We start from the raw sequence: 25,994 nt of genomic DNA, 5'->3' as shown, positions 1-25,994 counted from the left end.
TGGCAAGGTTGATCCTTGTAGGCATCTTCTACAGGGAGTAAGACCGATGTCCGATTCCATCACCTTCGACCTGCCGATTGCCGGCATGACCTGCGCCAGTTGCGCCGGGCGTGTCGAGCGGGCGTTGCGCAAAGTCAGCGGCGCCAGTGGCGTCAGCGTCAATCTCGCCACCGAACAGGCTCGCGTCCAGGCGCCGGGTGGCAGCTTGCCGGCGTTGATGGAGGCGGTGCAGCGCGCCGGTTACAGCGTGCCGCAGCAGACCATGGAATTGAGCATCGACGGCATGACCTGCGCCTCGTGCGTCGGTCGCGTCGAACGCGCCCTGAACAAAGTCCCCGGGGTGAAGAGCGTCAGCGTCAACCTCGCCAACGAACGCGCACACCTCGAATTGCTCGGTCAGGTCGACCCGCAATCGCTGCTCGACGCGGTGAGCAAGGCCGGCTACTCGGCCAGCGTCTGGCAAGCCGATCACCCCACTACCGATAACCAGCAACAGCGCCTGCAACATGAACGCTGGGCGCTGATCTGCGCCATCGCCCTGGCCTTGCCGCTGGTGCTGCCGATGTTGCTACAACCGTTCGGCATCCACTGGATGCTCCCGGCCTGGGCGCAATTCGCCCTCGCCACCCCGGTGCAATTCATTTTCGGTGCGCGGTTTTACGTGGCCGCGTGGAAAGCCGTGCGCGCCGGGGCCGGTAACATGGACTTGCTGGTCGCCCTCGGCACCAGCGCCGGTTATGGCTTGAGCCTGTACGAATGGGCCACCGCCGCCGGGCGCATGCCGCATCTGTATTTCGAAGCCTCGGCGGTGGTGATCGCCCTGGTGCTCCTCGGCAAATACCTGGAAAGCCGCGCCAAGCGCCAGACCGCCAGCGCCATCCGCGCCCTCGAAGCCTTGCGTCCGGAGCGGGCGATTCAGGTCATTGACGGTCGCGAGCAAGACGTGGCGATCAGCGCTCTGCGCCTGAATGATCAGGTGCTGGTCAAACCCGGCGAACGTTTCCCGGTCGACGGCGAAGTGCTCGAAGGGCAGAGCCACGCAGACGAAGCGCTGATCAGCGGCGAAAGCCTGCCAGTGCCAAAACAACCGGGCGACAAAGTCACCGGCGGTGCGATCAACGGTGAAGGTCGCCTGTTGGTACGCACCACCGCCCTCGGTGCGGAAAGTGTGCTGGCGCGGATCATCCGTCTGGTCGAGGACGCTCAGGCGGCGAAAGCGCCGATCCAGAAACTGGTGGATAAAGTCAGCCAGGTGTTCGTGCCCACCGTGCTGCTGATCGCTTTGGCGACACTGGTCGGCTGGTGGCTGTACGGCGCGCCCATGGAAACCGCATTGATCAACGCGGTCGCTGTGCTGGTGATTGCCTGTCCGTGCGCCCTCGGCCTCGCCACGCCGACGGCGATCATGGCCGGCACGGGTGTGGCTGCGCGTCACGGCATTCTGATCAAAGACGCCGAAGCGCTGGAACGTGCCCATGAAGTCGACAACGTGGTCTTCGACAAGACCGGCACGCTGACTTCCGGCACCCCGCGCATCGCCCATTTCAGTGCGCTGGATGGCGATGAAAATACCCTGCTGACACTGGCCGGTGCCCTGCAACGCGGCAGTGAGCACCCGCTGGCCAAAGCCGTGCTGGACGCTGCCGCCGAGCGCGGCTTGCAGGTGCCGGATGTCAGCGACAGCCAATCCCTGACCGGGCGCGGCATCGCCGGCACGCTTGCCGGTCGGCGCCTGGCGCTGGGCAATCGGCGCTTGCTGGAAGAAAGCGGCTTGAGCGCCGGCCACCTCGCCGAGTCCGCCAAGGCCTGGGAAAACCAAGGCCGGACCTTGTCGTGGCTGATCGAACAAAGCCCAGAAGCGCGGGTGCTTGGGTTGTTCGCCTTCGGTGACACGCTCAAGCCCGGCGCACTGCAAGCGGTACAGCAATTGGCCGCCCGAGGGATCCACAGTCATCTGCTGACTGGCGACAACCGTGGCAGCGCGCGTGTGGTGGCCGAGGCGCTGGGCATTGAAAACGTGCACGCCGAAGTGCTCCCCGCCGACAAAGCCGCGACCGTCGCCGAACTGAAGAAAACCGGGGTGGTGGCGATGGTCGGCGACGGCATCAACGACGCCCCTGCACTGGCGGCGGCCGACATTGGCATCGCCATGGGCGGCGGCACCGACGTAGCGATGCACGCCGCCGGCATCACCTTGATGCGCGGCGATCCACGGCTGGTGCCGGCGGCGCTGGAGATCAGCCGCAAGACCTACGCGAAGATCCGCCAGAACCTGTTCTGGGCCTTCGTCTACAACCTGATCGGCATTCCGCTGGCGGCGTTCGGCTTCCTCAACCCGGTGCTGGCCGGCGCGGCGATGGCATTGTCGAGCGTCAGCGTGGTGAGCAATGCGCTACTGTTGAAAACCTGGAAACCGAAGGATCTGGAGGAACAGCGATGAACATCGGCCAAGCGGCCCGGCACAGTGGCCTGAGCGCAAAGATGATCCGCTATTACGAGTCGATCGGCCTGCTCAAGGCAGCCCATCGCACCGACAGCGGCTACCGGGTCTACAGCGATGATGACCTGCACACGCTGGCGTTCATCAAGCGCTCGCGGGATCTGGGATTTTCTCTGGAGGAAGTCGGCAAGCTGCTGACCCTGTGGCAGGACCGCCAACGCGCCAGTGCCGATGTGAAGGCCCTGGCGCGTCAGCACATCGACGAGCTGAACCAGAAGATCCGCGAGCTCGGCGAGTTGCGCGACACCCTGCAGGACCTGGTCGAGCACTGCAATGGCGACCATCGCCCCGACTGCCCGATCCTCAAGGAACTGGCGTCGGGCTGCTGCGCGCAACCCGCCCGCGCCTGAGCGCCAGGAGCTTCACGGTCAACAGCGTACCGAGCGGGATGCCGTGGAACAGCATGACCACGGCACACGGCGTCCACCAGCCGTAAAACGGCGCGGCAACCAGCATGCCGACGCCGAACCCGGTCATTTGCAGCAAGGTCAGGAAACTGAAAATCGGCAGGCGCAAATGCTCCGGTTCACGCTGCAGACGCGACATCAGGCTGACTTCGGAGAAACCGTCCCCCAGCCCCGCCGGCAGCGAAAACAGCAGCAGGCCGTAAAGGCTGTGCTGCTGGAACATCAGGATAAAACCGCAGGACATCAACGCCACGCCGAAGAAATACCGTCGCTCCAAATCACGGTTACCCGTGCCTTTGAGGCGACTGGCAATCCGTGCGCCGAGCAGTTTGCCGCTGGCCCATACCGCCAACATCAGACCCAGCGTGGTGCTGGCCGAATCAGGGGTCAGCAGTCTGGAGATGATCGGGAACCCGACGTTGTGCGCGGCACTGCCCAAGGTGTCGGCCATGGTCACGGCAAGCATCGCGGCGATCACCGGAGCGCTGCGCAGGCCTTGTTTCAGAGCTGACCATTCGCCGCGTTCGCTGGTTGATTGCTCGCTGACTTCTGCAACGGCGAAGCGCAACGGCGCAATCAACAGCGCCGCCAGCACATAGGTCAGCGCGTTGAGCGCAAACACCGTTGCGAAACCAAATGCCGCCACTAGCAAGCCGGAGACCAGACTGCCGCCGACCATCGCTGCGGATGACGCCGAGGTGATCCAGGCATTGGTTTTCAGTAGCTGCGCCCGGTCGATCAGCCTCGGCAACTGGCTGTTGAGGCCGATGGCGAACATCGAATTGCCAAAACCCAGGCCGAAGGCGATCACCGGCAACAGCAACGCCTGCTGGCTCACTGGCAGGATCAACAGCAGGCCAAGCAGCGCCGCGCGCAGCAGATCGAAGGCGATCAGCGGCACCCGGCCACTCCAGCGCCGATAGAAGCGCGTACCGATCAGACTGGCAAAAATCCCCCCGCCAACCCGGCTGGCGAGAAAGATCCCGACGCTCATGGCGCTGTTGCTCAGCAGGTAGACATAGGTCGCCAGCGCGACCATGTTGAGGAAGGCGCCGAAGTCGGAGATCAGCCGGGCAGTGATGATGAGGCGGGCGTTCACATTCAATCCTTGAGTGTGCGAGGGCGGACAAGATTCCCACACACATTCCAGGAACACCACAAAACCCTGTAGGAGCGGGCTTGCTCGCGAAGGGGCCTTATCAGCCGCCATCCTTGTTGGCTGACACACCGCCTTCGCGAGCAAGCCCGCTCCCACAGGGGATCAGCGGCGGATTTGGCAATGAGGCAGGTACAAAAAACCCGGCCGAAGCCGGGTTTCTGTTCAAGCGCTTACTGCATCCACGGTGGCGGCGGTGGTTCGTCGGACTTGCCCTTGGGCTCGTCATCCGCCGCACGGATCGCCTGCTTGCGCTCTTCGTCGAGACGCGCCGCTTCGATCTCGCGCAACACACCGCCAACGTCGGCCAGATCTTCCGGATCGTCGAACTCACCGGTCAGCACGCTGTTGGGGTGCAAGGTGCCGGCTTCGTACAACGCCCACATTTCCTTCGCGTAGCGGGTCTGCTTCAGCTCCGGGGCAAAGCGCCCGAAGTACGACGCCATGTTGCCCACATCCCGTTCGAGCATGCTGAACGCGTGGTTGTTACCGGCGGCATCCACCGCCTGCGGCAGGTCGATGATCACCGGGCCGGTCGGGGTCAGCAGCACGTTGAACTCCGAGAGGTCACCGTGCACCAGACCGGTACACAACATCAGCACGATCTGCGAGATCAGGAACGCGTGATACTCGCGGGCCTGATCCGGCTCCAGCACCACGTCGTTCAGACGCGGCGCGGCATCGCCATACTCGTCGGCCACCAGTTCCATCAGCAGCACGCCATCCAGAAAGTCGTATGGCTTGGGCACTCGCACACCGGCACCGGCCAGACGGAACAGCGCCGCGACTTCGGCGTTCTGCCAGGCGTCTTCGGTCTCTTTGCGACCGAATTTCGAGCCCTTGGCCATCGCCCGGGCCTGCCGGCTGTTACGCACCTTGCGACCTTCCTGATACTCGGCTGCCTGGCGGAAACTGCGTTTGTTCGCCTCCTTGTAGACCTTCGCGCAACGTAACTGGTTACCGCAGCGCACCACATAAACAGCTGCTTCTTTACCACTCATGAGTGGGCGCAGCACTTCGTCGACCAGACCGTCTTCGATCAGGGGTTCAATGCGTTTTGGAGTCTTCATCAGCTTTTATTGTGGGTCCTTTATTACCAAACACGCGAATGTCACTCGTTATACGGCAATCCTCGCGCTACGGGGAGGGGGTGCCGACCTGTGAACCCTATGGATGCACACACTGTGCCGAAATAATCGAGCATTGCCGATCATAGCTGAGCCGGTTTGAAATGTTGGTAATCGGCGTCGAGGGCATTTGCGACAGAATCTGACATTGGCATTCATTTCCCCTGTGGGAGCGGGCTTGCTCGCGAAAGCGGTCTGTCAGACACAATGACGGCGCCTGACACGACCCCTTCGCGAGCAAGCCCGCTCCCACAGGGGGATTGCGCTCAACGTTCGATAATTGCGGTGACACCTTGGCCACCAGCGGCACAGATCGAAACCAGCCCCCTGCCCTTGCCTGCCGCATCCAGCAGTTTCGCCAGGCTCGCGACAATTCGCCCACCGGTCGCGGCAAACGGATGCCCGGCCGCCAGCGAGCTGCCTTTCACATTCAATCGACTGCGGTCGATCGAGCCTAGCGGCGCGTCCAGCCCCAGGCGCGTCTTGCAGTATTCGGGGTCTTCCCAGGCCTTGAGCGTACACAGCACCTGCGCAGCGAATGCTTCATGAATTTCGTAGTAATCGAAATCCTGCAAGGTCAGCCCATTACGCGCCAGCAAGCGCGGCACTGCATACACCGGCGCCATCAACAGACCTTCGGCGCCGTTGACGAAATCCACCGCCGCCGCTTCGCCATCGCGCAGATACGCGAGGATCGGCAAACCACGTTCTTTCGCCCATTCCTCGCTGCCCAGCAGCACCACTGAGGCGCCGTCGGTGAGTGGCGTGGAGTTGCCTGCCGTCAGCGTGCCCTTGGCGCTTTTTTCGAAAGCGGGTTTGAGCGTGGCGAGTTTTTCCAGGGTCAGGTCGGGGCGCAGATTGTTGTCGCGGGTCAGGCCGAGAAACGGCGTCATCAGATCGTTGTGCCAGCCTTCGCTGTAGGACGCGGCGAGTTTGTGATGGCTTTCGAGGGCCAGTTGATCCTGTTCTTCACGGGGAATGTTCCAGGTCTGCGCCATCAGTTCGCAGTGCTGGCCCATCGACAGGCCGGTGCGTGGCTCGCCATTACGCGGGAACTCCGGGATCAGGTGCCGTGGTCGCAGTTGCAGAAAGGTTTTCAGCTTGTCGCCGGTGGTCTTGGCACGGTTGGCCTGCAGGAGGATTTTGCGCAGGTCTTCGCTGACGCTGATCGGCGCGTCCGAGGTGGTGTCGACGCCACCGGCAATGCCGCAGTCAATCTGGCCGAGGGCGATTTTGTTGGCCACCAGCAGCGCAGCTTCCAGCCCGGTGCCGCAGGCTTGCTGGATGTCATAGGCCGGAGTGGCCGGTGACAGCCGCGAGCCGAGCACGCATTCGCGGGTCAGATTCATATCCCGTGACAATTTAAGCACCGCACCCGCCACCACTTCGCCAATCCGCAGGCCGTGCAGGTTATAGCGTTCGATCAGGCCTTCAAGCGCGGCGGTGAGCATCACCTGATTGCTGGCAGTGGCGTACGGCCCGTTGGAGCGGGCGAAAGGGATACGGTTACCACCGATGATGGCGACGCGGCGCAGCTGACTCATGAAAAGCTCCTTTTCCAAATGGTCGAATTCACCTGAATCCTTTGTAGGAGTGAGCCTGCTCGCGATCGCATCGTGTCAGTCAAAACATCTGTATCTGACAAATCGCTATCGCGAGCAGGCTCACTCCTACAGGGTTCAACGTTGTTTCTGAATTTGTGTTTGGCCACACAACCATCAGCGGCCAACTACTCTGCTGTTCTAGCGTAGGCCTTATTGTGTGGATCGAACGATTGATTGCCGTTGGTAGTCCACACTTTGAACCCCAACATTTGGAGAGCGTTCCATGTCTGACCGCTATATCGACTTCGCCAACTCATCCATCGGCCACCGTCTGGTCGGGGCTTTGGGCCTGCCGTCGCCGGTGCGGCTGGAACGCTGGCAGGCCGGACGCCTGCGGCCGGTGGACGGTGCGCTGCTGATCGGCGGCGGGCCGCTGGCCGAGCGGGTCAATGCGTTTGCCAACCGCCTGACCGATGCGATCTACAGCTACGGCAGCGAACCGTCGCTGGCCACCGCGTGGATTCCCGGGCACGGGCCGAAACTCAAGGCCGTGGTATTCGACGCCAGCGATCTGCAGCACACCGACCAGCTCAAACAGCTGCGCGAGTTCTTCCAGCCGCTGATGAAAAATCTCGACAGCAGCGCACATCTGGTGATTCTCGGCCGCGCCCCGGAAACCCTGCGCGAGCCCTTCGCCTCCAGTGCGCAACGGGCGCTCGAAGGTTTTTCGCGCTCGCTGGCCAAGGAGCTGCGCAGCGGCGGCACGCTGCAACTGATCTATGTCGGTGAGGGTGCCGAAGATCAACTGGAAGGCCCGCTGCGGTTTTTCCTCTCGCCGAAAAGTGCCTTTGTCTCCGGGCAGGTGATTCGCCTGAGCCCATGCGCCACGCCGGTCACCGATTGGACCCGGCCATTGGCCGGACGCAGGGCACTGGTCACCGGCGCGGCACGCGGGATCGGCGCATCAATCGCCGAAACCCTCGCCCGCGATGGCGCCGAGGTGATTCTGCTCGACGTCCCCCCGGCCAAGTCTGATCTGGAAGCCCTCGCCGCACGTCTTGGCGGCCGGGCGATCACCCTTGATATCTGCGCCGAAGATGCCGCCGCGCAACTGATCGAACAACTGCCGGACGGCCTCGACATTCTGGTGCACAACGCCGGGATCACGCGCGACAAGACCCTGGCCAACATGACCCCGGAATTCTGGGACGCGGTGCTCGCGGTCAACCTCAACGCCCCGCAAGTACTGACCAAGGCCCTGCTCGACAGCGGCACCCTGCACGACAATGCGCGAGTGATTCTGCTGGCCTCGATCAGCGGCATCGCCGGCAATCGCGGACAGACCAACTACGCAGCGAGCAAGGCCGGCCTCATCGGTCTGGCGCAGGCCTGGGCGCCAACGCTGCACGAACGCGGCATCAGCATCAACGCCGTGGCCCCGGGCTTCATTGAAACCCAGATGACCGCGCACATTCCGTTCGCCTTGCGCGAAGCCGGGCGGCGCATGAGTTCGCTGGGCCAGGGCGGTTTGCCGCAGGACGTCGCCGAAGCCGTCGCGTGGCTGGCACAACCGGGCACCGGCGCGTTCACCGGGCAGGCGCTGCGGGTCTGTGGACAAAGTGTTCTGGGGGCCTAGGCATGAGCATCGAATGGCACACGCTGGATCGCGAACCGAATCTGCCCGGCCTGTATGCGCGGGCCGCTACACGACGCAAGATCACCGGCACCACCCTGCCCGACAGCGGTTTGCGCTGTTGGATCGACATCGACGGCAAGCGGCTGGCGGACTATCGCAAGGTCTGTGGATTTACCGATGACGGACTGCTGCCGCCGACTTATCCACACATCCTCGCGTTCGCCCTGCAGATGCAATTGCTCACAGCGAAGGAGTTTCCATTCCCGCTGCTGGGGCTGATTCACCTGAGCAACCGCATTCGCGTGTTGCGGCCGATGGGCGGGATCAGTCGCGCGCAAGTCAGTGTGCGGGTGCACAACCTGCAGCCGCATCCCAAAGGCGCGACCTTCGATGTGCTGACCACTCTCGATGATCAACTCGGGCCGCTGTGGGAAGCGGAAAGCCAGATGCTCTGTCGCGGCGTGAAACTCGACGGCGAACCCGTCGAGCAACGCTGGGAACCCACGCAGATCCTGACGCAGGTTGCGCAGTGGAAAGCACCGGCCGATATCGGTCGGCAATACGCCAAAGTCTCGGGCGACTACAACCCGATTCACCTGAGCGCCGCCAGTGCCAAGCTCTTCGGCTTCCCCACGGCCATCGCTCACGGTTTGTGGAACAAGGCCCGTACGCTCGCAGCGCTGAGTGATCACCTGCCCAAGGCCAACCTTGAGGTCAGCGTGTTTTTTCACAAACCGGTGCGTTTACCCAGTGAGGTGACTTTGCTGGCGAGTGCAGCAGGCTCCAGCGGTGAACTGCGTTTGATCGGTGCAGGCGACCTGGAGCACATGGTCGGTCAGTGGCAACCAATTGCCTGATCCTCACCCCGGGGCAAGCCTGTAAATTGTGTGTATATCACTTAAGTTTTTCCGCGCTTGGCACCGTCCTCTGAAAAACTCCAGGCCTTGATTTTCAAGGCCTTTTTTTACGCCTCTATATCCTGGGTATTAGTGCTTAGGCACTGCGCTACGCCTTATATATAAAGGCGTTAATACCAACTTGAGAATGGTCGAAACCTGCGGCGCGATTGAGATTGACACCACGGACGAGGCATCGCCGGCGACAGATCGGCGGGCCATCGAAAACGACGAAATGTTGTTACAGGTGCAAGGAATCTCAATCATGAAAACTCAAGTGTTGTGCAAAACAGCAACAGCTCTGGCATTGATCCTTTCCCTTGGCCTCGCTGGCTGCAGCAGCGGCGGTGGCGGCCATCACAGCAGCTCCGGCAGTTCATCCTCCGATGGCGCAGCAGCAGGCGCCGGTACCGGCGGCACCAGCGGAAGCGGTGGTACAAGCGGCAGCGGTGGTACAGGTGATACTGCGGGTACGGGTGGAACCGGTGGCACGACCACCCCGACAACACCTACAACCCCTACAACACCTACAACCCCAACGACTCCAACTACTCCAACTACTCCGACGACGACCCCGTTGGTGACCACCACTCTGGTACAGGATGTCGGCAACACCGTCGCCGGCGTCGGCAGTGGTGTCGGCCAGGTCGGCGACTCCTTGAGCACCGTTCCAGTCGTGGGCGGCGTTGTGCAAAGCGCAGTCAAAACCACAGGTAATGTGGTCACCACCCTGGGTGATGGCGTGGCCAACGGCATCGGCAAACTGGGCACGGTCGACAACGGTCTGGGCGTGACCGCAGCCTCGGTCGGCGGCGTGGTGTCAGATGTCGGTACTGGCGTCTCGGATCTGAGCAGCAAACTGGCGACCGCCACCGGCAGTGTTCCGGTCGTCGGCGGCGTGGTCACCAAAGTCGCTCCGGTGCTCGATGGCGTCGGTGAAAAAGTCACTATGCTCGGTGACACCCTGAGTCTGGCCACCACCACCGGCCCACTAGGCTCGGTGACTAAAAGCGTCGGCAACGGTCTGGTGCCAGTGATTGCGATGGTTGAAAGTACTACTGACAAAGTCGGCGATGCGACCGGGCTTGGCGCTCCGCTCAATGGCGTACTCGGCCAGGTCGGTGGCGCCGTCAAAGGCGTGGGCGGTCAGGTAACCGGTGCTGGCGGCGGCAACGCCTTGACCAACACCGTTGGCGGCGCGCTGACCAACGTCGGCACCGCAGTTGGCAAAGCCGGCGGGCTGGTGGACAACGGCACCACGTCCGGTGGTGGATTGGGCGGCGGTCTCGGTGGAGGCCTGGGTAACAACGGCCTGCTGCAAACGGTTGGCGGCGCCGTGCTCAACGTCGGTTCCGGCCTGAATGCCGGTAATACCAACGGCGTGGTCAGTGCCGGTGGTGTCACCGCTGGCGGGCTGGGCAACACCATCGCTTCGCTCAACACCGTACTCGGTGGTTCAGGCACACCGATCACGAGCACTACTGCACCACTGGCGGGTCTGGGCAATAGCGTTGGTGCAGCACTCAATCCGGTGACCAGTGCGGTCAGCGGTCTGACCCAGAACGTCGGCGCGGCAACCGGTCTGGGCGCTCCGGTCGCGGGTCTCACCGGCCAGGTCGGCGGAGCAGTCAGCAATGTGGGCGCCACCATCGCCGCCACCAACAACCCGGTCACCACGGCCGTCGGAGGCCTGGTCAGTAACGTCGGCGCTACCGTTGGTGCGGTCGGCGGACTGGTCAGCGGCGGCACCACCACTGGAGGCACCGCAACCGGCGGACTGGGCGGTGTACTCGGTGGCCTGACCGGCGCTCTTGGAGGCAACAAACGCTAAATTGCACCTGGCCGATTCGACGGCCTCACCTACAGCGCCTACGCTTGGTTGAGGGCGGAAGATTCCCACGAATCTTCCGCTTTTTTCTTAGGAAAAAAACAGCCCTGTGCTGCGACCTGACCACGGAGTGTCCTATGCGCGTAATGGCATCCCTGCTGTTCCTCAGTCTCAGTTCCGCCGCTTTCGCCGACACCCTGCCCAGCTTTCTCAACAGCAACGAAACCATTCGCAATCTGCCCGTGCCGAATCTGCCGGCCGATGCCTATCGCCCGGCCACCACCCCGGTGCAAGTGCCGGAACCCGGCGCGGCCAGTGCCCAGCCGCTGATGATGGAAACCAGAATCACCCTGAAGACGGTGCAGATTGAAGGCGGGACGATCTATCCACTCGGCGAACTGGCCGAGATCTACAAACCCCTGATCGGTCACCAGACCAGCCTTGCCGACCTGATCGAAGCCACCCGCAACATCACCCGCCGCTACCAACAGGACGGTTATCTACTGTCCTACGCGTTCTTGCCTCAACAAAAGTTCGACGACGGGGTAGCGCGGGTGGTGTTGGTGGAAGGCTACGTCAGGGATATCCAGATGCAGGGCGACGTCGGCCGGGTCAAAGGCCTGCTCGATAAACTGGCAGCGAAAATCCAGGCTGAACGGCCGCTGACCCGCAAGACCTTCGAGCGCTATACCACGCTGATGACCCGCATTCCCGGAGTGACGGTGCAGGCCCAGGTGCCTCCGCCCGGCACCACCGACGGTGCCACGACCCTGGTGGCCCAGGCCAGTCGCAAACCGTTCACCAGCACCCTGAGCACCACCGAAGACAATCGCAACGGCACGCAAGCGTTGCTGGGAGTCAGCAGCAACTCCCAGACATCCATGGGCGAACAATTGACCCTCAGCGGTCTGTTTCCGCCGGGGGATGATCACGAGCATTACTACCGGCTGGACTACAACCAGTTCCTCAACAGCGAAGGCACCCAATTGAGTCTGTTTGCCTCGCGCTACCGTGCCGATCCGGGCACCAGCCTGATCACCAGCGACGGCTTCGAACTCAAGCCGCACAAGGAAGACGACCGTTACTCCATTGGTGTCAGCCACCCGTTCATCGCAGCGTCAAACGAACTGCTCAATGCCGGCGCGCGGCTGTATGCGGTCGATAGCACCACCCGTTACAACGTGGTCGGCTACCCATTGAGCATCGAGGAACGGACTGACGTACGCGCCCTCGCTTTCGAAAGCGACTGGCGCAAGACCGATGCCCGCCAACTGCGGATTCTCAGCGGCGGCGTTTATCAGGGACTGGACAGCATGGGCGCTCACAGCAACAACCCGGCGCTGGGCCTGAATTTCCTGCGTCTGCGCCTCTCCGGCGTGCAGAGCGACAAGTTCTTCGACAACTGGCAAGGCGTGCTGTCGGCAGCCTTGTACTGGAGCGACGATACCTTGCCCGACAGTGAGCGTGCGGTGTTCGGCGGGCAGAATTTCGGCCGTGGCTACCCGGACGATCAGGCGTCGGGGGACAAGGGCTGGGGGGCGGCTTACGAGGTCAACTACAGCTTCAACCGCGACGGCAACTGGGTGCGCATCCTGCAGCCGTACGTGGTGCTGGACCGTTCGAAAACCTGGTTCAACAGCCTGGCGGTGCAAAGCAGTGACCTGTCCTCGGCGGCCGTCGGCCTGCGGTTCGGCGATGCCAAGTACTACAACATTGCGCTGGAGGCGGCCAAGGCAATGTCCGATGAAGCGCTGGACACCCACAACCGGCGGATGAGGTACAGCATCAGTTTCAGCTATCAGCTGTAGGAAGTCAGATCAATCAACTGAGCGGACAGACCGCTTGCTCTCACATTGCAGCGCACATCCCTGTGGGAGCGGGCTTGCTCGCGAAAGCGGTGGATCAGCCAGCATTTTTGCCGACTGACACTACGCCTTCGCGAGCAGGCTCGCTCCCACAGGTTTTACGCGAAGTGGATCAGAACGCGTAACGCACCTTCGCAGTAAAGCTGTCGGAGTCGAAACCGCTCGAAGTCAGATAGTTGTAAGAACCGCCGACGCTCCACGCGCCCATCCGGTAGTTGGCGCCCAGGCCCAGTTCATAACTGTCACGCACCGGTGTGGTACCGCGGCTGACGGACGACTCACCACCCAGCACGAAGGCCGAAGTGGTGCTGACCTTGTCACCGATGAAGTCATGCCAGGCCATTAGCTTGGCTTCCGGCTCCAGGCTACCGCTGCCAACGTCGAACGCTGCAGCCAGACGTGCACCGACGCCCATCTCACCGACTTCGTAACGCTGGCTGCCGACATTCAGCGACGCCGAGCTGCCCTTCTCCCGATACGCATCCATGCCCACATTGGCATAGCGTGCGCCGACCTGGGGTTCCAGCACCACATCAGGCATCAGCCGCAGGCTGTAACCGGCCAATGCGCTCACGCCAAATACGTCACTGTCGTAATCCGCCTTGGCCCGAGTGCCGGCGATGTAACGTTTGGATTCGTTGTCGTTCCAGCCGTACATCAGCGACGAGTCGACGAACCAGTTGTCATGCACCCAGTTGCTGTACAACGTCAGCGCATGACCAGTGACTTGGGTCTTGTTGCCCAGATCGGACTTCACATCGGTATCGAGGTAGCTGTAGGCCAGACCCAGCGTGGTGTCGGCATTCAACTGGCCATCGGCACCGACCGCGATCCCGTGGCTGTCGGCGTCATAACCGGCGACACCGCGACGCTCGTCCTGATTGGCATCGCTGCTCAGGGCTTGCAACCACACGCCTTTTTCTGGGGTTCCGGTGGCTGAGCGCGCGCGACTGGAGCGATCACTGATCACGCTCGAGACCAGCGTCTGGCTGTTGGTGGCCGCGTGAAGTACACCGCGGCTGACATCCGGGTTGAGGGATTCACCCAGTCGCGCCAGCTCGACATCGGTGCCGGCATTGGCGAAGGCCTGGAATACCGGATCCTGCTCGTCGAGGCGTGCCAGCAGCGCCGACACATGCCCCACCTTCGTCGCCGCATTACCACTGCCGCCGACCGCCAGGGTGTTCTCGGCCAGTTCCTCGCTCGACTTGGTCGTCACCACACTGGTGATGTCGTTGCCGACCACGCCAAAGCTCTTGACGTCCAGCAGCGCGGAGCTCGATGTCACGCTCAGGTTGTTGCCACCGACCAGATTGCCCGAGCTGATCAGGGTGTAGCGGGTACCGCCGGGGGTTACGCGAAAATCACTGGAGCGAGCCAGCAGGCGCAATTGCGCGCCGGGCGCGATATCGGTGGTGCCGGTGACTTTCAGCACCGGCAGCGCCGGATTGGTGTCGTTGCCCAGGTACATCTCCAGCACCGAGTTGGACTCTTCCATATCGAAATCGCCGATGAAGGTGGTGTGAGGCTTCATCAGGGTCAGCGTGCCCTCTTCGATGGTGACGTAGCCGGAGCGGATGGTTGAGCCGTCGAAAGTCGCATCGCCGTCAACCTTGACCCCGGACAACCCGAGCAGATCACCCTTCACGGCGCCGCCATAGAAAAAGAAATAGCTCGCGCCGTCATCGACCTGGATCGCCGCCTTGCCCCCCTCGATCAACCCGTTCATTTGATAGATGCCGAAAGGCAGGGCGCCACTGGCCTGGTCGCTGACATGCACACCGATATCCTCGCCGGAGATGGTTCCGCCGTTCCATAGTGCGGTGGCGTTGGCACCTACTGGGCCGCTGAACTTGACCCCCTCGAATACCAATGCCTCGGCATTGGCACCGGTTGCACGGATAGTCCCCGTGTTGTTGACCGACAGGCTCAGCGTCGCGCCGTCGAGCAAAACGCCCAATGCGTCGGTACCGCTTGCGCTGATGGTGCCTCGGTTGCTGAGCCCGGTCATGCTGGTATGTACCAGCGACAGGCCGCTGGCAGTCTGGCCGCTGACGTCGATGCTGCCGCTATTGACCAATGAGTTGCCCAGCGTGCTGCCGAGATCGGAAATACCGCTGGAGGTGCCAGCGTCGGCCAGACCGTGAACTGAAATAGAGCCTTCGTTGAGCAGCGCGCCGGCGATTTTGGTCGGCACCACTCCAGCGCTCCCCAGACTGATCCCGGTGCCGAACTTGGCGCCGTCAATCCGGATATTGCCGGTGTTGCGCAGTTGATCCGCCGTCACTCCCGATAGCTGTGCGCCGTAGGTCGTACTCACTTGGGAAACAGGAGCGATGTCGCCGTTACCGCTCAGAGTGATCAGCCCCCAGTTCTGCAGATTACTGGTCAGCGGGCCGCCACTCAGATCGTGGTTCAGGCTCGCGCCGGCGGCGACAGCCATGGAGGTGTGCAAAGCAACGGCGGCGGAGATGGACAGCGCCAGGACAGAGCGGCGCAGGCAAACGATTGTCACGTGGGATTCCCTTCCAAAACATGAGAAACAGTTTCAGCAGGGTTCATTACATGATTCAGGCATCCCTACCGTCCCCCCCAGGTCATCCTGGTTCGGGCGTGGGGAATTTACATGAGCCATCATTTTGATACCACACAAAAGTCAAAGGGATGGCGTCAATTTTCAGGGCAATACTTAGAGTATCCGCTCAGGCCGTAGTCTCCTGCGCGCTTGAGCTTTGCGATCAACCTAGTTCTTGGTCTCGATCTTGCCGCCCGCATCCGGGTCGTAGAAATCCGGAATCTCGTATTTGTACTTCTTCAACCAGCGCTGCATAGCCTGTTCGCGCTCTGCCGCCGTGGCGGTTTGCGGCTTGGTCGAGGCGGCCTGGTTACGGCTTTGCAGTACCAGCCAGCCTTCGGTTTCCTGTTGCTGCGCCGAGGCCGGACCGGCGTCGATGGCCTGGGCCGCCAGTGGCAGGCTCAGCAGAGTCAGGCAGCACACGCGATGCAAGCAGTTCATGGTGATCTCCCGGAATGTCACTTGAGCGTCGACGGTTGCGGGTCAGCCACCACCGCCACCTGATTGCCGGCGGGTGGCGCAGCCTTGGCCGGGACCTTGAGTTTTTCCGCGCGGGCCTGGGCATCGGAAAATTGCTCCGGCGTCAGGTGCGCACGACTGACAATTTCGGCGGCTTGCTGCCAGTTGTTCTGGTACAGCAGCAGGCTCACCAGATTCAGCGTGGCCAGTTGATCGTTCTGCTTGAGCTCGATGGCGGTAAGGAATTCGAACCGCGCGTCTTCAAGACGCAGTTGATTGAGGTACACCACGCCGAGGTCGTTGCGGATTTTTTCATTGGTCGGCGCCAGACGCACCGCGCGCTGCAAGTGCGCCTGGGCCTGACCGTTGTCGCCACGGGCGGCATAGATCTGACCCAGGCCATGTTCGGCGTCCGCCGTCAGGCAGGTGCCGAGCAGCCCGCGATACAGCGGTTCGGCTTCGCTGCGTCCGAGCAAGCGGTAAACCCGGGCCTTGCGCAGCCGCACTTCGGCCAGTTTGTCCGGCAGGCTCTGCAGGTTGGCCAGACTGGCGTGCAGCTTGCCGTCGTTGGCCAGATCGTCCGCCAGGTTCAGCGCCAGCTCCTGTTCGGAATCGAGCTTGCTGCAAGTGGTCGGTGCGAGCATCGCCGACCACGGCGCCTGGCCGTCGGTGGCGCAACCACCGAGCAACAACAGACTTGCCACGACAATCAGTGCTTTCATCAAACGCTCTCCATGAGCCCACGTCAGTTTGCAAATGCCCGGGTAATCGCAGTGAAACCCGGGCCGGCCAGTACGATCAGCAAGGCAGGAAACAGAAACAGCATCATCACCACCGACATCTTCGCCGACATCTTCGAGATGTATTCCTGCAGCCGGGTCAGGCGGCGGTCGTCGAGTAATTGTTTGAGCGCGAGCAGCGATTTCATCGCCCCGCCGCCCTGCTGAATCAATTGCTGCAGGATCACGCAGGTGTCGGTGAACTCATCGACCGCGAGCATCACCGAGGCCTTGTTCAATTCCTGTCCCAGCTCCAGCCCCGAGTCGACCCGGGCCAGAATCAGGCGTAGCTCGCTGGTCAGTTCCGGCAGCAATTTCTGCCCTTCGGTGCTGAGCACCCGCAGAGCTTGTTCGACCGCCATGCCCGACTCGAAGAGGATGCGCAGCAGCGGGATGAACGTGGAGATTTCCACGGCGATGATTTTCTGCCGGCGCCCGGCGGCGTAGGCCAACAGCCGCTTGGGCAACAGGTAACCGGCCCCAGTGGCGAGCATCGGGACGATCCAGCCGTTGGCGGCGTGGGGGAAAAACACTTCCTGCAGAAAGATCGCCAGCCCCAACGCCAGCAGCGGCGTGCCGATCTGGCAGGCGGCGAACAGCGAGCGCTCACTGGCGCGGCGCCAGCCCAGGCGACTGAGCAGAGTCTGGGTTTCGCTGTCGATGCTGACTGAACGCTGGCCGAACCGGCTGTTGCCCAAGGCGCGCAGCCAGTTACCGAAACGGTTCTCGCGCACCAGTTGGCCCTGTAATCGCTGGTTGACCTGACGCACCCGGCGGCGCTCGGTCAGCAGGTGGTTGACCACCAGCAACAGCGCGCCGAGCAGCAGCATCAGAGCGGCGAGATAGACCATTTCAAATACTCCGCAACATGCGCCACAGCGCCAGGCAGCCGGTCACTTGCAACACCACGGCGATGATCAACATGGTCTGGCCACCGGAGTCGTGCCACATGCCGAGCATGTAGCCGGGGTTGGTCAACATGAAGTAGCTCACCAGAATCACCGGCAGCGAACCCAGCACCCAGGCGGTCATGCGTGTTTCGCCAGTAAGCGCGCGCAGTTGCCGGGCGCCTTGGTCACGCTCGCGAATCAGCTTGATCAGGTTCTCCAGCAGCTCGCTGGCGTTGCCGCCGTAACGATGGTTGACCTTGAGGCCGAGGGCGAACATGCGCAGTTCGTCCTGCTCATAGAGTTCGGCAAAGTCGCTGACCGCGTCCGGCAGATTGACCCCCAACTGCACGTTACGCTGCACCCGGCCCATGGCTTTTTTCAGCGGATCGTCGCTCGATTCGATGCCGCCCATGACGGCGTCACTCAAGGTCCGACCGGACTTGAGACTGCGCACGGTGTAGTCGAGCAGCTGCGGCAACTGCTCGATCATGCGTTTGATCCGCCGGTGGTACAGCCAGGAAATGTACAGGCGCAAGATCAACGGTGGCGCCAGCAGCATCGCCAGCAAACCGATCCAGTCCGCCAGCAGATAACCGAGGGCAGTGGCCACGCCCCACAGGGTCAGCCACAGACCGAAACGCTCAGTCGGACGGCCAAGCCCGGCACGCAGAAACATCCGTTCAAGCCCGACCCAGGTCGGCTTCTGCACGGCCAGTTGCGGCTGCCCGGCCGCGAGGCGATTGAGCACCCGTTCGTTGCCAGTCTTGTGGATACCGTGCACGAACAGCCAGATCGACAGCCCGAGCAGGATCAGGCAAAGCAGGATAAGAATGAGCGGTCCGATCATGATGCAAGTCCCATGCGGTCAGCCCAGGTGGGTCTCGTGGCGCAACTTGTCGCCCGCCGGATTGACCGCTTCGCGCAGGAAGCCGAAACCGGTACGCCGATCAAGGCGAAACAAAGTGTTGGTGACGTAGACGTCTTCGCGGATGCCGACCACTTCCACCACCTCGCTGACACAGCGGCGGCCGTCGGGCATGCGGGTCAGCTGGATGATCACATCGAGGGCGGCACAGATCATCTGGCGCAGGGTGCGCTCGGCGATCGAGCGCCCGGTCAGCCCCACCAGCGTCTCCAGACGCAGCAAGGCATCCTGCGCATTGTTGGCGTGCACGGTGCTCATCGAGCCGTCGTGACCGGTGTTCATCGCGGTCAGCACATCGACCACTTCAACCCCACGAATCTCGCCGAGGATGATCCGGTCGGGACGCATGCGCAGGGCGTTGCGGATCAGGTCGCTGGCCTTCACTTCGCCGTGGCCCTCAGCATTCGGCGGACGGGTTTCCAGGCGCACGACGTGCGGGTGGCCGAGTTGCAATTCAGCGACGTCTTCGATGGTCACCAGACGTTCGTGGGGGTTGATCAACTGACTGAGAATGTTCAGCAGCGTGGTCTTGCCGGTGCCGGTACCGCCGCTGATGAGCACGTTGCAGCGCTTACCTACCGCCTCCTGCAGGAATTCGAAAATCGCCAGGTCGATGGTCTGCATCGCCATCAGGTCGCTGCTCTTGAGCATGTCCTTGCGAAACTTCCGGATCGACAGGCACGGACCGTCGAGAGCGATCGGCGGAATGATCGCGTTGACCCGGCTGCCGTCCGGCAGCCGCGCATCGACCATCGGCGAGGACTCGTCAAGGCGGCGCCCGAGTGGCGCGAGAATCCGCTGCATGACCCGCTCGACGTGATGCGCGTCGATGAAGCGCAGGTCACTCTGATGCAGCACGCCATCGCGTTCGATGAATACCCGATGCGGGCCGTTGACCAGAATTTCGGTCACCGACGGATCGCGAAGCAGCACTTCCAGCGGGCCGAAACCGGTGAGTTCGTCGACGATTTCTTCGGCCAGCCGCTCCATCTCGTAACGGGAAATCGCCAGGTGCAGGCGGGCGATGTATTCAGCGACCTTGTCGGTGACAAACTGCGCCAGCAACTGGCGCGAACCCTCCAGCAGGTTTTTCCCCGACTCTTCGATGGCGTCAATGATGTAGCGATGCAGGACCAGCTTCAGCCCTTCGTGATCGGTATTGCCGACCGCGCCATGCTGCACCGCGCCGAACAGTTTTTCCGCGCTCATGAGGTGCCTCGCAAGCGGTCGAACCAGGTGACCTTGGGTTTGGCCAGGCCTTCGGAGCGTTTGGCCAGGCGCTCGCCGAGGGTGCGCAGGCTCTGCGTGAGTTTTTCCCTGGGGGCCAGTTCGAACAGGCTGACGCCCTGATTCTTGGCGTTCAGGCGCACTTCGGCGTTGGCAGCCAATACCGCGATCACTTCGAGGTTGAAGGTTTTGCCCAGGGTTTCAGCATCCGGGGCCACGCTGCCCAGATAGCCGTCCACCAGCAAACGTGCGTGGTCGAGCTTCATGCCCTTCTCGCGCCACAAGTTGAGTACAGCGAGGTTGCGCCGGCAATTGAGCACGTTCTGATCGGTGTACCAGATCAGCTTGTCGCAGTGGCTGACAAACGTGCGCAAGGCTTCGCTGTCGGATTGTCCGGTAAGGTTCACGACGATGTGCTGAAAGTGTTGGCGCAAAGCGCTGAGCAACATGTACAGCTCGGCGGCACTGGTGTTTTCCAGCGGCTCGTCGCTGCTGGCGTAAGCCAGAATCCGCAGGCCCGCTTCAGCGCTGGTAAAGGCACTGTCGATCAGCGTCGCGTCGAGCCTGCGCAGGTGACGCAAGGCATCGCCGAAGTGAAACGAACTCTCGAGCCCGAGCAGCGCCAGGCTGTCACCACGCGGCAGCCCAAGATCCAGCAGCAGCGTCTGCTGCCCACTCTTTTGCACCACCAGCGCCATATGGTTGGCCAGCAGCGCGCCGTCGGAATTGCTCTGCGTGCCGTACAGCACGGTGAGCCCCCCCAACTGGGTGTTGGCCGCCACGGGGGGCAGGCGTTTGTTCAGGCGCCGCACCAGCCCGGCGACTTCACTGGCCCGCGAACCGTAGGCGACGAAATCCCGGGCGCCGGCGCGCATCGCATTGAGCACCAGTTGGTTGTCCATGCCATCACCGAGCGCGACGATGGCGAGCATCGGTTTGGCTTCCAGCGCGCCTTCGATCAACGCACTCTGCGCCACCACATGGTCGCGATCGAGGCCGACAAACACCAGGCTGGCGAAGGTGACGTCGACCAGTGCGAGCAATTCATCCAGGCTTCCGGCCCCGGCACTCACCACTTGCCCCAGCGGCGCGAGCGCGCCTTGCAGCCACTCCAGATCGGTGTTGTTGCGGGTGATCGCAAGAAAGGTCTGGCTCAGACTCTGGCTCATTGGGACAACCCGCTGCGTTTGTCGAAATTGCCGTTTTCGAGGAAAAACATGCGGTAGAAATTCGGGTCGTAGTTGCGCAGTTTTTCCCCCGGCAGCGATGGCAGTTGCGCGTTCGCCGCCAGTGGCTGCACCAGATGCGGCGTGACGATCATCAGCAGTTCACGTTCTTCGCGCTTGATCTGCGAGCCTTTGAAAAACGCGCCGAGCACCGGGATATCGCCCAGCCCCGGAAACTTGTTCACCTGCGAGCTGTTGGTTGTGCTGATCAAGCCGCTGATCACGAAGCTTTCGCCATCGGCCAGCGAGACGCTGGTGTCGGTCCGGCGAATAGTCAGGGCCGGCACCGTGGTACCGGCGATCTGCACGGCGTTGCTCAAATCCAGCTCACTGACTTCCGGTGCGACTTTCAGCGCGATGCGGTCGTGGCTGATGACGGTCGGGGTCAGGGTCAGGCGGATACCGAACTCCTTGTATTCGATCGACACGTTATCGCTGCCGGCGCTGGGTACCGGAATCGGAATTTCACCGCCAGCCAGAAAACTTGCGCTCTGCCCGCTCAATGCCACCAGGCTCGGCCGCGCGAGCGTGTAGGCGAAGCCGCTGGTTTCCAGGGCGTTGATGATCGCCATGGTCTTGCCACCGATCCACGAGAAATTGAACAGGCCGTTATCCACCGGCAGTCTCGGCGTCGGCACGCCGTCGATCGGTGGCAACGTACCGGGCGAACCAAACAGGAAATTGCCGCGAGTGCCGATCAGCGAAGCGGTGGCTTCCTTGAGTTTGGTGCGGCTGACTTCGACGAAGCGGATGTCGGTCTGCACTTGCGAGGGCAGCGTCGGATCATCGGAAGGCATCCGGCTGGCGCTGGTCAATGCGGCGGTGGCACTGCCTTGAACGAACACCATGCTCTGGCGCGGCTCACTGGAGCACGAGGTCCAGACCATCAGGCTGGTGGCGCCGGGCGCTACGCCGGTGAGTAAAAACGAGGCGCTGCCGGTGTCATGCACATCGGCGATTTTCGGGTCGCCGATGGCCACGCGGGTGATTGCCACCGGCGACTGGATGTCCTGCTGGAAGCCTTCGCCGATCTCGATCACTGGCGGCATACGGCCAAGGGCCGAGCAATTGCCGGTGGCCGCGAGGGCGGCGTTCATCGACAGTCCCATCAGTATCAAGGCCCGGACTACAGGTTTTAATAGCGGCCTGAATCGACTCTGCATGCACGTGGATCCTTGCTCAGTCATGGGGCTTGTTGGGAAAGCTGATTGCCGCGGATCACTTCCATCGGCGTCCGTGCATGGCCGCCAGTGGCCGGCGCTTTCGGCGCGCCACCAAGGGCCAGTTGGGTGAACTGGAAGAGCTGGCTGTTGGCGTTGTCCAGGTGCGCCGGCGACTGTTTTTCACCGGCCCAGTATTTGGCCAGGCGCTGCTCCTCGCTGCTGCGCACAGCCAGGCGCAACGTACCGACCTGAGTGGCGAGCATCATCCGGCTGAGCAATTGTTCGGGCACCGCCAGCACCACGGTGCGCGCGGCAATCCGGCGTTGATCCTGTTTGAGTTTGTCGTCGGCGCTGAGGGCCGGATTGGCGGGCTGCCCATCGTTGGTCAGGCCGTATTGCTCACCGACACCGAGCACGCGCATGGCCGGCACCACGATCTGCGCCGACTGCTGCAGATTGCTCGCGTCCTGACGCAGGTAAAGCAGCACATCGACGTAGTCGCCGGGGATCAGTTGCCCGGCGGCGCCAATCACTTCGTCCACCGCCACGGTCAACGCGCGCTCATCGCTGTGGATCATCCGCGCCAGCGAGCCGCCGGCCTGAAAGCTTTCGTCATTGAGCCAGGTGCCGGCACTCAGGTGCCGCCAGGGTGTGCGACCGACTGCCTGATCGACACTGGATAGGCTGCCGGCTGGCGCACTGCGCAGTTTCTCCACCGCCACATCGGCAGCCGTGAGAGGCGTGAACGGCGGGACATCGTGCAGCAGCACAACCACTGGCTGGCGGGTCTGGTCTTCAGCGGCGGCGACGGTTTTTTCCACGGCGACCACCGGGGCGGCAGGCGTCTGGGCCACGGGAGCCGATTGCCGACTGAGGACCAGGCCCCAATAGCCAACGACGATTGCTCCCAACAGCAGCACTGCTGCAAGACCCATGGTGACGCGACTGTTCATGACGGCTCTCCCTTTCCTGCTGCACCGACAGCCTGTACTTCCTGTCGAGAGAATTTTTCGCGATCAGGCAGCTATGAACATGCAACGATTTCGCTATTTCCACGCTAGCTGATCCGAGCAAAAACGCCATTACTGACAGGAAAATAACCCACTAAAGTATGAGTCATGGCCAATTAACTGTAGGGATTGGCTCAACTAACATTCCGATTAATCCTTTGTGATTAATCCGTTCTTACAGTTGTTGAGCGGGGGTTTGTTGACAATGCTTTGATAGCACGGTGAAAGCATGCCGCTGTAGCGTTGGATCGGCGCCAGAGGCGCAAAGGAGTGGACGTATGTTTCGGATGATCATCGACTATCTACTGGCCAGGGCCAGGCTGCTGTGCAGAAGTGAAGAAGGCGCGTCTGCCATCGAATACGCGATTGTGGTGGCAATGGTGGCTGTCGTGGTTGTGGTGTTTGTGACGCCCATCGGCGACAAGGTGCTGGCCATTTTCAACCTGGTGCTGACCAAGCTCGGTGGCACGGCACAGAGCAGAGTCGCGCCTTAATCAAAATCCTGTCCCTTCTTCCAGTGCCTTGGCCCCCTGCTGAAAACAGCAACGCTCCGGCACTGGCAATCATCGGATTTCACAGGTCCGATCTCCCGCTGTCATGAGGAGAATTTCAATGATCCTTGAATACCTGATATTGCGCCTGAGGTCCTTTCTGGCCAGCACGGAAGCCGCTTCAGCCATCGAGTACGCGATTGTCGTGGCTATGGTGGCGGTCGTGGTGGTGGTGTTCATCACACCGCTGGGCGCGAAAATCTTTGCGATTTTCAACAACGTCCTGGTGTCCCTCGGCGGCACTGCGCAAACCGCTCCGGTGCAGACCCCCTGATGTGAGTCGCGTCCGGCGAATGTCGCGCTACACTCGATCTCACTTTCAGCTTTTCAGGGACTGCCCATGACTGCTTCCTCACTCCCCCGCCAACAGTTGCTTCTGGTTGACGACGAAGAGGACGCGTTACTTGAGCTGGCCGAGTTACTGGAGGGCGAGGGTTTTGTCTGCCACACCGCCACCTCGGTGAAACTCGCCCTGCACCACCTCACCCGTCATCCGGATATCGCCCTGGTGATCACCGATCTGCGCATGCCGGAGGAGTCCGGCATGTCGCTGATCAAACGCCTGCGCGAGCACACTTCACGTGAGCTTCTGCCGGTGATCGTGACCTCCGGACATGCCGATATGGAAGACGTCAGCGACATGCTGCGCCTGCAGGTGCTGGACCTGTTTCGCAAGCCGATCTACCACGTGCGCCTGCTGGAAACCCTGGACAATCTGTTCCCCAAACCCAAGACACAGGCCAGGTAATTCGCTCAAGGTATTTTTGGCAGAATTGACTGCCTGTCCGCGAGGGACAGGCAAGCGGGATCAGTGTGCGGTCACACGCTGACGGGCGGCCGAAGCACTGGGAGACAGCGCCAGTGCCAACTGCGTGCGATTGTGCATGTGGGTCAGACGCAACACCTGCGAGACATACAGTTTCACGGTATTTTCGGTGATGCCCAGCTCGCAGGCGATCTGATAGTTGGTCTGCCCCTTGCCCACCAGCCGCGCCACATCCAGTTGCCGTGGCGACAACTGATTGAAGATCGCCGGAATCTCCTGCTCCGACTCGCCGCTGTCACCGCCGAGCATGTCGCTGACCACTGTCGCCGGACTGCGCCGGACCTTGTCCAGGTCCTGGTAAAGATCGTCGATAGATTCGGAAAGATATTGCAGTTTCTGGTTCAGATGCCCCAACTGCACATTCTTGTGCCGCTCTTGCAGCGCCGCTTCCTGACGCTTCACACCCTCGAGCAGTTCATCCAGCTCGATCGGCTTCTGGTAGTAGTCGGCAATCCCGGCGCGCAGGGCCTTTATCACGTCCTGTTTGTCAGCGCGGCCGGTGAGCATGATCGCCTCGAACACCCGGTGCTTGCCGCAGATCCGTTGCAGCTCCTGCACCAACTGAATGCCGTCCATGTCCGGCATGTGCAGATCGCTCAGCACCAGGCCGATCTCTGCGTCCTCGCGGAAACGCTCGATCGCCTGCGCACTGGATTCACACGGCACACAGCGGTAACCGCTGCTTTCGAGAAACTCGCACAACTCTTCGACGATCAACGGTTGATCATCGACCACGAGCACTTTTACCGCCGACGTAAGCTTGTTCACGAACCACTCCATTGCTCGGGCCAAAGCTGACTTTTTCTGCACTTTGGCAATGTAACCACTTCATTTGAAAGTAGACGCACTTTCCGACTATGTACATAGGACTAGTGGCATCTGGCGACTAATGGATCCAATGTATCGAAGCCAATACACCCAGCAGCACGAACGGCGCAAATGGCAGCTTCTTTGACGCTACAGGCTCCATATATCGATGATGTTCTCTAAGTCGTTGACTCATATGAAGCCAGACTCTTGGCGCGATCAGCAGCCAGAGCAAACTGGCGACGCCGGCGCCGATAAACGCGCAAAGAATGAATAAACCGTTCGTCGCAAGGGCCATGGCTGTCATTAGTTTCACATCGCCCGCGCCCATACGGCCCATGAAATACCCCGGAATGGTCAACGCCAGGGCGATCACGGCGGCCCACAATCCCTGTTGCGCCTCGGCACCGAGCCAGGTGGTGCCGGTCGCCAACAGATAGATCAGCGCCAGCGCCCCCGCACCGAATGTCAGCCCATTGGCGATACGCCGTTGCCGGGCATCCTGGGCGGCGCACAGGGCCAGCCAGATCAGGAGAACTAAACTCTGCATCCGGTTAAATCCGTCCGATTTTTCTGAATGATTCTATGCTGATACTA

The 25,994-nt window shown here is 61.8% G+C and carries 23 protein-coding genes; 9 read left to right on the top strand and 14 right to left on the bottom strand.

The annotated features are described in order from the left end of the window. The first annotated feature begins 46 nt into the window (after positions 1–46). Both LCH64_RS08430 and cueR read left to right on the top strand, forming a co-directional pair. Positions 47–2,440, top strand: coding sequence for a heavy metal translocating P-type ATPase (locus tag LCH64_RS08430; protein ID WP_226499960.1), 2,394 nt, complete (start codon positions 47–49; stop codon positions 2,438–2,440). After that, positions 2,437–2,850 carry a Cu(I)-responsive transcriptional regulator gene (gene cueR / locus LCH64_RS08425; RefSeq protein WP_007962968.1) on the top strand — a complete coding sequence of 138 codons (414 nt, stop codon included), beginning with the start codon at positions 2,437–2,439 and terminating at the stop codon, positions 2,848–2,850. The genes LCH64_RS08430 and cueR overlap by 4 nt, the downstream gene beginning before the upstream one ends. Here cueR and LCH64_RS08420 read toward each other — a convergent pair. The 3 genes from LCH64_RS08420 to LCH64_RS08410 form a co-directional block, all read right to left on the bottom strand. Then, positions 2,804–4,006, bottom strand: coding sequence for an MFS transporter (locus LCH64_RS08420; RefSeq protein ID WP_226499959.1), 1,203 nt, complete (start codon positions 4,004–4,006; stop codon positions 2,804–2,806). The two genes, cueR and LCH64_RS08420, sit on opposite strands and share 47 nt — an antisense overlap. Before the next feature lie 230 nt (positions 4,007–4,236). Further along, positions 4,237–5,133 carry a PA4780 family RIO1-like protein kinase gene (locus LCH64_RS08415; RefSeq protein ID WP_003221347.1) on the bottom strand — a complete coding sequence of 299 codons (897 nt, stop codon included), beginning with the start codon at positions 5,131–5,133 and terminating at the stop codon, positions 4,237–4,239. A gap of 323 nt (positions 5,134–5,456) precedes the next feature. Next, complete coding sequence (locus tag LCH64_RS08410; protein WP_226499958.1) at positions 5,457–6,734, bottom strand: acetyl-CoA C-acetyltransferase; 1,278 nt, start codon at positions 6,732–6,734, stop codon at positions 5,457–5,459. A 283-nt stretch (positions 6,735–7,017) separates the two neighbouring features. Between LCH64_RS08410 and LCH64_RS08405 the strand changes: the two genes are divergently transcribed. The 4 genes from LCH64_RS08405 to LCH64_RS08390 all read left to right on the top strand — a co-directional run bounded on the left by LCH64_RS08405 (position 7,018) and on the right by LCH64_RS08390 (position 12,902). After that, entirely contained in the window at positions 7,018–8,370 is a 1,353-nt protein-coding gene (locus tag LCH64_RS08405; protein WP_226499957.1) for a 3-oxoacyl-ACP reductase, read from the top strand. Positions 8,371–8,372: 2 nt separating this feature from the next. After that, a complete protein-coding gene (locus LCH64_RS08400; protein WP_226499956.1) occupies positions 8,373–9,227 on the top strand; it encodes a MaoC family dehydratase in 855 nt (284 codons plus the stop codon). A gap of 304 nt (positions 9,228–9,531) precedes the next feature. Then, on the top strand, positions 9,532–11,097 hold the full coding sequence (locus tag LCH64_RS08395; RefSeq protein WP_226499955.1) for a collagen-like triple helix repeat-containing protein: 1,566 nt from the start codon (positions 9,532–9,534) through the stop codon (positions 11,095–11,097). Between the two features lie 134 nt (positions 11,098–11,231). Further along, positions 11,232–12,902: a POTRA domain-containing protein gene (locus LCH64_RS08390; protein WP_226499954.1), complete on the top strand. Its 1,671-nt coding sequence runs from the start codon at positions 11,232–11,234 to the stop codon at positions 12,900–12,902. 169 nt (positions 12,903–13,071) lie between these two features. Here LCH64_RS08390 and LCH64_RS08385 read toward each other — a convergent pair whose 3' ends face one another. The 9 genes from LCH64_RS08385 to cpaB form a co-directional block, all read right to left on the bottom strand. After that, positions 13,072–15,474 carry an autotransporter outer membrane beta-barrel domain-containing protein gene (locus tag LCH64_RS08385; protein ID WP_226499953.1) on the bottom strand — a complete coding sequence of 801 codons (2,403 nt, stop codon included), beginning with the start codon at positions 15,472–15,474 and terminating at the stop codon, positions 13,072–13,074. A 228-nt stretch (positions 15,475–15,702) separates the two neighbouring features. Next, positions 15,703–15,975: a DUF3613 domain-containing protein gene (locus LCH64_RS08380; protein WP_103484579.1), complete on the bottom strand. Its 273-nt coding sequence runs from the start codon at positions 15,973–15,975 to the stop codon at positions 15,703–15,705. A gap of 17 nt (positions 15,976–15,992) precedes the next feature. Then, on the bottom strand, positions 15,993–16,715 hold the full coding sequence (locus LCH64_RS08375) for a tetratricopeptide repeat protein (RefSeq protein WP_103484580.1): 723 nt from the start codon (positions 16,713–16,715) through the stop codon (positions 15,993–15,995). 23 nt (positions 16,716–16,738) lie between these two features. Beyond that, on the bottom strand, positions 16,739–17,623 hold the full coding sequence (locus tag LCH64_RS08370; protein ID WP_103484581.1) for a type II secretion system F family protein: 885 nt from the start codon (positions 17,621–17,623) through the stop codon (positions 16,739–16,741). 1 nt (position 17,624) lies between these two features. Beyond that, on the bottom strand, positions 17,625–18,509 hold the full coding sequence (locus tag LCH64_RS08365; protein ID WP_226499952.1) for a type II secretion system F family protein: 885 nt from the start codon (positions 18,507–18,509) through the stop codon (positions 17,625–17,627). Positions 18,510–18,527: 18 nt separating this feature from the next. Beyond that, the gene (locus tag LCH64_RS08360; protein ID WP_103484583.1) at positions 18,528–19,796 is read right to left on the bottom strand and encodes a CpaF family protein; all 1,269 of its coding nucleotides are present in this window, start codon (positions 19,794–19,796) and stop codon (positions 18,528–18,530) included. After that, positions 19,793–20,983 carry a pilus assembly protein gene (locus tag LCH64_RS08355; RefSeq protein ID WP_226499951.1) on the bottom strand — a complete coding sequence of 397 codons (1,191 nt, stop codon included), beginning with the start codon at positions 20,981–20,983 and terminating at the stop codon, positions 19,793–19,795. Before LCH64_RS08355 ends, LCH64_RS08360 begins: the two co-directional genes overlap by 4 nt. Further along, positions 20,980–22,203, bottom strand: a complete 1,224-nt coding sequence (locus LCH64_RS08350; RefSeq protein ID WP_103484585.1) for a pilus assembly protein N-terminal domain-containing protein — start codon at positions 22,201–22,203, stop codon at positions 20,980–20,982. Before LCH64_RS08350 ends, LCH64_RS08355 begins: the two co-directional genes overlap by 4 nt. A gap of 20 nt (positions 22,204–22,223) precedes the next feature. Next, on the bottom strand, positions 22,224–23,156 hold the full coding sequence (gene cpaB, locus LCH64_RS08345) for a Flp pilus assembly protein CpaB (RefSeq protein WP_226499950.1): 933 nt from the start codon (positions 23,154–23,156) through the stop codon (positions 22,224–22,226). 344 nt (positions 23,157–23,500) lie between these two features. Between cpaB and LCH64_RS08340 the strand changes: the two genes are divergently transcribed. The 3 genes from LCH64_RS08340 (at position 23,501) to LCH64_RS08330 (ending at position 24,512) form a co-directional block, all read left to right on the top strand. Beyond that, the gene (locus tag LCH64_RS08340; RefSeq protein WP_045121964.1) at positions 23,501–23,707 is read left to right on the top strand and encodes a Flp family type IVb pilin; all 207 of its coding nucleotides are present in this window, start codon (positions 23,501–23,503) and stop codon (positions 23,705–23,707) included. Between the two features lie 118 nt (positions 23,708–23,825). Further along, a complete protein-coding gene (locus LCH64_RS08335) occupies positions 23,826–24,038 on the top strand; it encodes a Flp family type IVb pilin (RefSeq protein ID WP_007963011.1) in 213 nt (70 codons plus the stop codon). Between the two features lie 66 nt (positions 24,039–24,104). Beyond that, the gene (locus LCH64_RS08330) at positions 24,105–24,512 is read left to right on the top strand and encodes a response regulator (protein WP_226499949.1); all 408 of its coding nucleotides are present in this window, start codon (positions 24,105–24,107) and stop codon (positions 24,510–24,512) included. A gap of 60 nt (positions 24,513–24,572) precedes the next feature. Here the strand turns inward: LCH64_RS08330 and LCH64_RS08325 are convergent, their stop codons facing one another. Both LCH64_RS08325 and LCH64_RS08320 read right to left on the bottom strand, forming a co-directional pair. Next, a complete protein-coding gene (locus tag LCH64_RS08325; protein ID WP_226499948.1) occupies positions 24,573–25,358 on the bottom strand; it encodes a response regulator transcription factor in 786 nt (261 codons plus the stop codon). 118 nt (positions 25,359–25,476) lie between these two features. Beyond that, on the bottom strand, positions 25,477–25,947 hold the full coding sequence (locus tag LCH64_RS08320) for a prepilin peptidase (protein ID WP_226499947.1): 471 nt from the start codon (positions 25,945–25,947) through the stop codon (positions 25,477–25,479). Positions 25,948–25,994: the final 47 nt, after the last annotated feature.

Source organism: Pseudomonas sp. MWU16-30322 (genome assembly GCF_020515535.1).
Taxonomy (GTDB): domain Bacteria; phylum Pseudomonadota; class Gammaproteobacteria; order Pseudomonadales; family Pseudomonadaceae; genus Aquipseudomonas; species Aquipseudomonas fluorescens_H.
This window is presented reverse-complemented; position numbering and strand designations above follow the sequence as displayed.